Origin of the sequence: Moorena bouillonii PNG (assembly GCF_001942495.1) — a bacterium.
GTDB classification, from domain to species: Bacteria; Cyanobacteriota; Cyanobacteriia; order Cyanobacteriales; family Coleofasciculaceae; genus Moorena; species Moorena bouillonii.
Genome location: NZ_MKZS01000001.1, coordinates 6,667,753 through 6,676,005, shown reverse-complemented (window position 1 = coordinate 6,676,005; position 8,253 = coordinate 6,667,753). Strand labels below are relative to the sequence as shown.

Annotated in this window: 3 protein-coding genes and 1 pseudogene; 3 read left to right on the top strand and 1 reads right to left on the bottom strand. The window is 42.7% G+C overall.

Annotation, left to right across the window (positions count from 1 at the left end):
- Nucleotides 1-212: 212 nt before the first annotated feature.
- Nucleotides 213-1,429: pseudogene (locus BJP37_RS27120) on the top strand (RNA-guided endonuclease InsQ/TnpB family protein).
- Between the two features lie 240 nt (nt 1,430-1,669).
- The gene (locus BJP37_RS27110; RefSeq protein WP_198954199.1) at nt 1,670-1,912 is read left to right on the top strand and encodes a NifU family protein; all 243 of its coding nucleotides are present in this window, start codon (nt 1,670-1,672) and stop codon (nt 1,910-1,912) included.
- A 364-nt stretch (nt 1,913-2,276) separates the two neighbouring features.
- On the opposite strand, the gene BJP37_RS27105 is transcribed toward BJP37_RS27110, so the two are convergent.
- Complete coding sequence (locus BJP37_RS27105) at nt 2,277-4,013, bottom strand: two-component system response regulator (protein WP_075903512.1); 1,737 nt, start codon at nt 4,011-4,013, stop codon at nt 2,277-2,279.
- A 1,642-nt stretch (nt 4,014-5,655) separates the two neighbouring features.
- Between BJP37_RS27105 and BJP37_RS27100 the strand changes: the two genes are divergently transcribed.
- Nucleotides 5,656-8,205, top strand: coding sequence for a DUF7925 domain-containing protein (locus BJP37_RS27100; RefSeq protein WP_075903510.1), 2,550 nt, complete (start codon nt 5,656-5,658; stop codon nt 8,203-8,205).
- Nucleotides 8,206-8,253: the final 48 nt, after the last annotated feature.

Genomic DNA, 8,253 nt, shown 5'->3' with positions numbered 1-8,253 from the left:
TCTGCCAGAGCCTACCAGGAACTGCCTGGAAATGATGCTCCTAGATTTTCCTGGTCGTCTATGAAACGATTAAGGTCGATATTGTATTGTAGTTCATCTTTCTGCCTCCCTGGAGACTCCCGTTATAGCCGAAGGCTTAACGGTGAGAGGAAAGGGAGGACGAGCAGTTGTGTTCAGTTGACAATTCACATGGAATGTTTTAAAATGTAAGCATGGTTGAAAAAGCTTACCGTTACCGTTTTTACCCAAATCCTGAACAAGACAATCTGTTGAGGAGAACTCTAGGCTGTGTAAGACTTGTTTACAACAAAGCCTTATGCGCTAGAACAAAAGGATGGTATGAACACCAAAAACGAATCAGTTATAAAGAAACTTCCTCAATGTTGACAGGATGGAAAAAACAGGATGACTTGTTTTTTCTAAATGAAGTCAGTTGTGTTCCACTTCAACAGGGGTTAAGACATCTTCAAACTGCTTTTACTAATTTTTTTGCAGGTCGTGCCAAATATCCCAACTTCAAGAAAAAACGCAACGGTGGTAGTGCAGAATTTACCAAATCGGCATTTAAATGGAAAGATGGTCAGATCTATCTTGCTAAATGCCAAGAACCTTTGCCTATTCGTTGGAGTCGTCAATTACCTATAAACTGCGAACCAACTACCGTTATAGTTAACTTAGATCCATCTAATCGATGGCATATCTCAATCAGGTTTAATCATCATAGAGACTTGAGTTTGCCTGTGACGGATAAACAAGTTGGTTTTGATTTAGGAATTACTAGTTTAATCACGACCAGTGACGGGGATAAAATCACTAATCCCAAACATTTCAAAAAACTCAAGAAAAAACTGGCCAAATATCAAAAGGCTTTGTCACGAAAACAAAAAGGTTCCAATAATCGTTACAAAGCCAGATTAAAGGTAGCTAAAATACACGCAAAAATCAAGGACGCTAGAAAAGATTTTACTCACAAGCTAACCACTAAACTGGTCAAAGAAAACCAATTGATTGCGTTTGAAGACTTAGCGGTGAAAAACATGGTCAAAAATCAAAAACTAGCTCAGGTGATCAGTGATGCTAACTGGGGGGAAATAATCCGTCAGGTCAAATATAAATCAGAGTGGTACAGCCGTAAAGCTATTTCTATTGACAGATGGTTTCCCAGTAGCAAGTTGTGTTCTGTATGCCTCAATCGCGTCGAATCTTTACCCCTGAGTATTCGGGAGTGGGATTGCCCATCTTGTAATACTCACCACGTTCGCGTAGCGTAGCCCTTCGGGCTAATCGCGATATTAATGCATCAATTAATATCTTGGCGGCAGGGCTTGCCGTGTCAGTCTGTGGAGCGACCGTAAGACCTCAAGAGAGTAAGTCTCGGAGGGCTGGTGCGAAAAACTCCAAAAAAAGGGAGAAGGAAGCAGAAACCTAAGTCGTGAGTCTTAGGAATCCCCCGCTATAATCAAAGATTTAGCGGTGGGAGGATGTCAATGTCTCCCATCTCCTTCTAAAAAAGGTACGGTGGGGCACACCGGAACCTGGATCACAGATCTGAACGCTGGGGGAGATTTGGCCTCTACTGTGGTTGGTGAAAACCAGTCATGGCAAGCCGGATCGTTGAGCCAAGAATCCCCGTTTCGCGGGGAGTGTCAAAATTTAGTTGAGGTTTATTATGTCAGAAACAATGGCACTCACTCCAGAAAATGTTGAAACAGTCCTGGATGAGATGCGTCCTTACCTGATCGCTGACGGTGGGAATGTGGAGCTAGTTGAGTTAGATGGTCCGACTGTTAAATTAAGACTCCAGGGAGCTTGCGGGTCTTGCCCTAGCTCTACCATGACCCTGAGAATGGGGATTGAGCGCCGCTTAAAGGAATTTATCCCTGAAATCCTTGAAGTTGAGCAAGTAATCTAAGCGGAATACTCAGTTAATTACTGCGGAGTGCTGAGTTTTTAGGCGATTATACTTGCTCTGATTTCGATTGGAAACAGTAGGGGCACGCTCAGATCGTGTCCCTACAAAATATCTGTCTTTCAAACCATTGCTAACCGCTATAACATTTCCATTGTATTTGTTAATATAATCCCTGAGGGAAAGCCTTACATCGAAAAGGAAAAAGGCAAGATATAATAAAGTATATAGGGAAGTATATAGGGATTTTGGGTAATTTCAAATCACTGTAATTCTTTTTAACAATTAATTTTAAAATCCTATAGGACGTATTACTAATTGCTAATCAATTTAAGAAATTAACAAACTAATAAATTAAACTAATAAATTATCCCAGAGAAGAGAGTGAAAGCCTTTTACCAGTACTAAGCAATTCTGTGAAGGTTGGAGCCGATAATGGAGGACTGAAGCAATAACCCTGAATTTCATCACACTTATGACCACACAGGAAAGCCAGTTGGCTAGCTGTCTCGACCCCTTCCGCCACCACCTTCAACTTGAGACTGTGAGCCATTTGCAAAATCGCAGTCGTAATGGCTTCGTTTTTGACATCCTCTGTAAGTTGGCAAACGAAAGAACGGTCAATTTTTAACACATCAAAGGGAAATAGTCTCAGATAGCTCAGAGAAGAGTAACCGGTTCCAAAATCATCAATGGAGATCTGAATACCAAAGGACTTTAACCGTTTTAAGGTAGCGATCGCATGGTCTGGATTCTCCATCAGGGTACTTTCGGTTAATTCCAATTGCAAATATCTCGCTTCAAGTTCGGTTTCTTCAAGAATTGCTACGATGGAGTCACTGAGATTGGGTTGATTAAACTGATGTCCCGATAAATTTACAGCGATTTGTACTGGGGACAAGCCTTGAGTTTGCCAGAGTTTGGCTTGGGTACAGGCTTTTCGGAGTACCCACTCTCCTAGAGGCACAATCAAACCAGTTTTCTCGGCTAGGGGAATGAATTTAGTTGGAGAGATTGCTCCCAATTCTGGATGATACCAACGGATTAAGGCTTCTGCCCCCTCGATTTCTCCAGTGCTGAGATTTACTTTGGGCTGATAGTAAACTTGAAGTTCATCCTTTTGCAATGCTTGGCGCAATTGTAATTCTAGCCATAGGGCTTGTTGGGATTTGTCACCAATCGAAGCAATATAAAATTCGTAAGCCTTCTGTCCTTTTTGTCCAGCATTTTCTCTGGCTCGGTTGGCATGGGTGATCAGGGTATTTAGATCAAGAGCATCCCTACCAAAGCAGGCAATCCCGATTCTAGGGGTCAGGACAATCTCATATTCTCCTATAGTAAAGGGTAAGGATAAAGCATCGATCAGTGTTTCCGCCATCAGCCCTATCTCTATCTGGTTAATGGTAGTAGCTAGCAAGATCACAAATTGATCCATCCCTAACTGAGCCACCGTATCCAGAGGTCCAACCCTACCAAGAAGTCGTTTGGCCACTGCCTGAAGTAACAAATCACCATTAACAGGGCCTAAGATATTGTAGATCTGATTAAGTTGGTCAAAGCTTAAAGACAGCACTGGCAGACGACGATAACGTCCATGTCGTTGTATCAGTAGTTGATTAAATCGCTCTTCTAGCAAAAGTCGGTTCGGTAAGTTAGTAACCTGGTCATAACGGAGTAGATAGTCCAGTTGAGCTTGCACTTTTTTCAGTTCAAGATGATGGCACTTGGTTTGATAAAGTCGTTTTTGTAGTCGAGTAGCGATCGCATCTAGCAATTCCTGGCGGTTAACAGGCTTGATCAGATAATCATCAGCCCCTAACCTCATGCCCATACGCCAATCTGACCAGTCAGCTTTGGAGCTGAGGAAAATAAAGGGAATCGCAGCAGTGATGGGATGTTGCTGTAGAGTCTTTAAAACACCATAACCATCTAGCTGAGGGATAATTATATCACAAATAATTAAATCTGGCTGCTGGTTTTGAGCAAGCTTGACTCCACTGCTACCGTTGTCACTACTAATCGTTTCGAACCCTTCTGCTCTGAGCAGGGTGAGGAGGTTCTTCCGAATTATTGGCTCGTCTTCAATTACTAGAATCTTATTCATACTGGTTTGGACTTAAATCAGGTGTAGTGGACATAAAAGGTGACCTTGAACAGGGTTTTGCGAAGGAACAGCGTAAAGATAGAACGAGGTATTTCAATACTGCAAGGGATCGCCCACAGTCGGAGCACAGTAAGAACACCAGGTTTCGTTGGTGTAGCTGCGTTTCGGTACGGGTGTCGGTTACTAACTCAGTAGTATTGGCAGTATGTTACCTAGACTTGGTATCAGTAATGAGGTAAGCAGATACTTCATGATTGTTTTCTGTTGGTAGTTATTTGGAGCTATTAACTGAGTATATTGGTATCTTAATTTACTAGAAAATTTTCTTTATTGAAATAAAAAAACATGCTTATCTTTGATAACTAAGGGCTAATATAGGGGCGGATTTGTATAAGAATTAACAATTATAATGATGTTCACAAAAACTTCACATTTATTAAGTAGTTTTTAATAAAACTACTTAATGAATAACTATCCCTAGCATGGCGTTTATTCGACCTTTAAAAAAAAAGTCAACCTTATCACTAGCTTGTGTCAATAAACATTTGCATACAATGCGTTAAAGCACGTGTAAGTATTTGAAAGTATTTTAATTAAATTCGATTATGATTAATTAGCGATTAATCAGCCGTCAAGATTTATGAGCTATCCATCCGGTAGTTTGATCAAAACTTATGGGATAATTGGACTATAATTCAGCATAATTTTGCTGAATTTGGTATATAAATACTATGATAATCATTCACAGGGCACATTTAAATTGATAGCTTTTCATGTAGAGGCTGATTAATAGGCATTAGCACTAAGCAGGGATCCACCCTGATTGCCCCGCAACCAAGCTCGAAGCGCGGTTAACCGTTAACCCTCAGTCAAGCCTCAACATCACCCTGTAACTTTTGCTGTGCCAATTAGATGGTTAACAACTTACTAAGCTTACTAAGCGGGTTTATAAACGATTTGTAAACACCCAGAAGGCCAAAAGTTATTGTAGTGCTGGTCTATTGTCCGTCTGATCGTTCACAACCTATTTATTTTGGCTATATAATTATTGAATTTTAAGTAATTTTTATTCCAATAACTCATAGAGTTAATCATTATAATTTTCCTCACACCTAAACCACGATATTAGTTATTAATTAATCTATTGTTACCGAAGTGGTGGATTAGCGCATCAACCGTATGACTAAATAAGTATGGGCATAATCACTTAATTTAGCTTAGATACGTTATAGTTAGTTTACTTACGCCCTTCGATATAGCTAACATCACCCACCTTGACCCTGAAGTCATACCTATAAGTCATACCTATCTGCTGCTGTAACCCCCTTTGATTAGCTAGTTATAGCAATGACTCCAGTACTATAACCTGCTATTAGAAAAAAAAAGCAACTAAAGGAAATATTTAGTACTTATGGCTGATAGTTTACGACCTATTACGTATTTTTACATATGCACTTCAGGATGACTACTCTAGAAAATCCGTTAAATCTCGAATGCCGAAAGCAGTTTAGGTGAGTTTTCCTAGATATTGAAGGCTAGCCTAGCTTACAAACAAGCTACTAGCTAACAACCAGGGTCAGTATCATCCTAGACCCAGGGACTATTTATATATCTTTGTGTTCTCAATTAGGGAAAATCCTCCATGGCTCAACGAAAGTCAATCAAGCTTCGTCGTAGATACTTACGACCATTAGTCAGTGCTTCCCTCATTCTCGGTAGTTTGTTTCAGCTAGCAGTACCTGTATTTGCGGATGGAACTGATGCTGGTGTACAGATTATTAACCAGTCGGAAGCTACCTATGAAGACCCCAACAATCCAGGGGTTACCATCGACGCGACCTCAAACACTGTGATCGTTGAGGTCGCTGAAGTGGCTGGTTTGCTGGTTCAACCTGATGGTGTTAATGACGTCAACCTAGGTAGTATTGCTACTGGTGATACCTTGCAATTTGACTTCGTGATTACCAACATTGGTAACGAAGACACCAATATTGCGATTCCTGGTCTTGATAACATCGCCATCACTGGTTTAGATCCCGATCCTGCTGCTCCTACTCCTATTACAGTGACAGCTGACTTGGATGGGAATGGCGATTTCGAGACAACTATTCCAGCAGCTGGTTTTACCACAACCACTCCCATTGCTGCTGATGGCAGCATTAAGGTACGGGTTGAAGGTACGGTTATTGTAGATGAAGCAGGGGCTCCGATTAATGTCCAGTTAGGTGATACCGGACCTAACGACAATAGTCCTGCTACTGATAACCAGCCGGATGCTGATGATGGTTCCAATCCTAATGAAGTTACTACCGTAGATGCTGATCCTACCGAAGCTCCGGTCAATGGTGAGCGTGAAGGTTCGGCGTTCCAAGAGGTCTTACTCTCTACAGAGATTAAGGAACTAGCCACCATCACTGTTCTCAAGCGAATCATAGGTCCGAATAATATTGATCTAGTTGATAACGGTGACGATCCTAATAGTGCTAGCGATGATAAAATTACTTATCGCTTAGACTTCCGGGTTGAGTCATCTAACCCAGCGATTAATTTCCAAGCTGCGGATCTCGAAGGAACTACTATTACCGTTGATGGTGCGCCAGTTCAGCGGGTTTTGGTTTCTGATGTCATTCCCGAAGGTACAGTATTTGATACTGACCCTGCAAAAGCGCCTACTGCCCCAGCAGGCTGGACAGTGGTCTACTCTGATGACGATCCAGCGGTAACTGGTCGTGACGCCCTGAGCGTAGACTGGTCTGCTACCCCCCCAGCTGATGTTAAGCGCATTGGTTTTATTGCTGACGGTCCTATTACTGCAGGAACCTCCACTGAAGCTGATGCCAATGGCTTCAGCTTTGGTGTGATCACCAGTGGGTTACCGGTTGCTGGTGGTGAAGTCGCTAACATTGCTCAGGCATTTGGTGAAACTGTCGGTGACCCAACGGATGAAGTGGTCTACGATGAATCCGGTGACCAAAATCCCAACAACTACAATGATGATGGTACACCACCGGATGAGACTGGTACCGACTTCAACCCAGCTACAGACCTTGGTATTGCCAATCCCAGTGCTGATGGTGTTGATGAAGACAATGACAACACAGGTGAAGGACCTAAGGGTGAAGACACTGTAGTTACCATTACTGCAGACATTGAGACTACCAGTCAAATCCTCAATGGTCCAGAGAATCGACCCAACGCCATTGGTCCAACCAATGACAATGATGACTTCACTAACCAGTCCACAACTATTCCAGCTGGAACAGCTCAGGGTATCGACATTGACCCAGGTGCGGTGACCTTCGACAATACCGTTGAGAACCCCAATGCTACTAATTTAGATAACGTAACCTTGTTGCCAATTGCGCCTTCAGTCGGTAATGCGGCGACTAATGACCCTCAAGTTAATCCTCAATTCACCACTCCAGTAGACTTTGGACCAGATAACCAGATTCCTGATAACACTACGGTCACGATCAGGTACGAGCCAGAGACAGGTCCAATTCTTGAGGCGACTTACACCTACACTGAAGCTGGTGGTTTTACCCTCACTGGTGGTACAACAGTTAATGTTGGTACTCTCACACCAGGTCAGCAATTGGATTACGAGGTAATTGTTGACTTACCTGAGACAGCTCAAGTTCAGGGTTACGGGATTCCGATTGTTGCCTTTGTGGACAACACCACGGACGGAAACTTTGATGTCACTGAAGACACCGTCTTCAACATTACTGTTGACCGTCCCTACACTGGTTATATGCAGATGGTGCAAGAAGCTCGGATTCTGGATACTGATGGTGTAACAGTGATTCAGGACTTCTCCGGCGGAGATCCCACAGGTGATCAGGAAGGTACCCTCGCGGAACGGGCTAAGCCTGGTCAGTTTATCGAGTACCGAATTACCTACACCAATATCTCTGAACCACTAGTGGGTGCTGGTAACGTAGTTTTGGATGCTGAGAACTTCACCATTACTGAGGATGGTACTGCAGCTCCTAACAACTGGGTTACTGTCACCACTCACGAGCAAGGAACTGACCCATCTCAGGGTACTGTGGAGTACTTCAATAATACCTTATCCTTTGGAAATACTGACCCAGCTAGCGGTGAGGAAGTGACTAGGTACGTCAATGAAGTTGGTACTGTTGCTCCTGGCGACAATGGATCCTTTGTCTTCCGTCGTAAGGTGGACTAATCTTTAATGCTCTGAAGTAGTAAGTATAGCGCTACGCTTAGCGTCAGA

What these genes read in the sequence shown, in the direction of transcription:
- BJP37_RS27110 (WP_198954199.1), top strand. Translation starts at nt 1,670, where the DNA reads ATGTCAGAAACAATGGCACTCACTCCAGAAAATGTTGAAACAGTCCTG.
- BJP37_RS27105 (WP_075903512.1), bottom strand. Translation starts at nt 4,013, where the DNA reads ATGAATAAGATTCTAGTAATTGAAGACGAGCCAATAATTCGGAAGAAC.
- BJP37_RS27100 (WP_075903510.1), top strand. Translation starts at nt 5,656, where the DNA reads ATGGCTCAACGAAAGTCAATCAAGCTTCGTCGTAGATACTTACGACCA.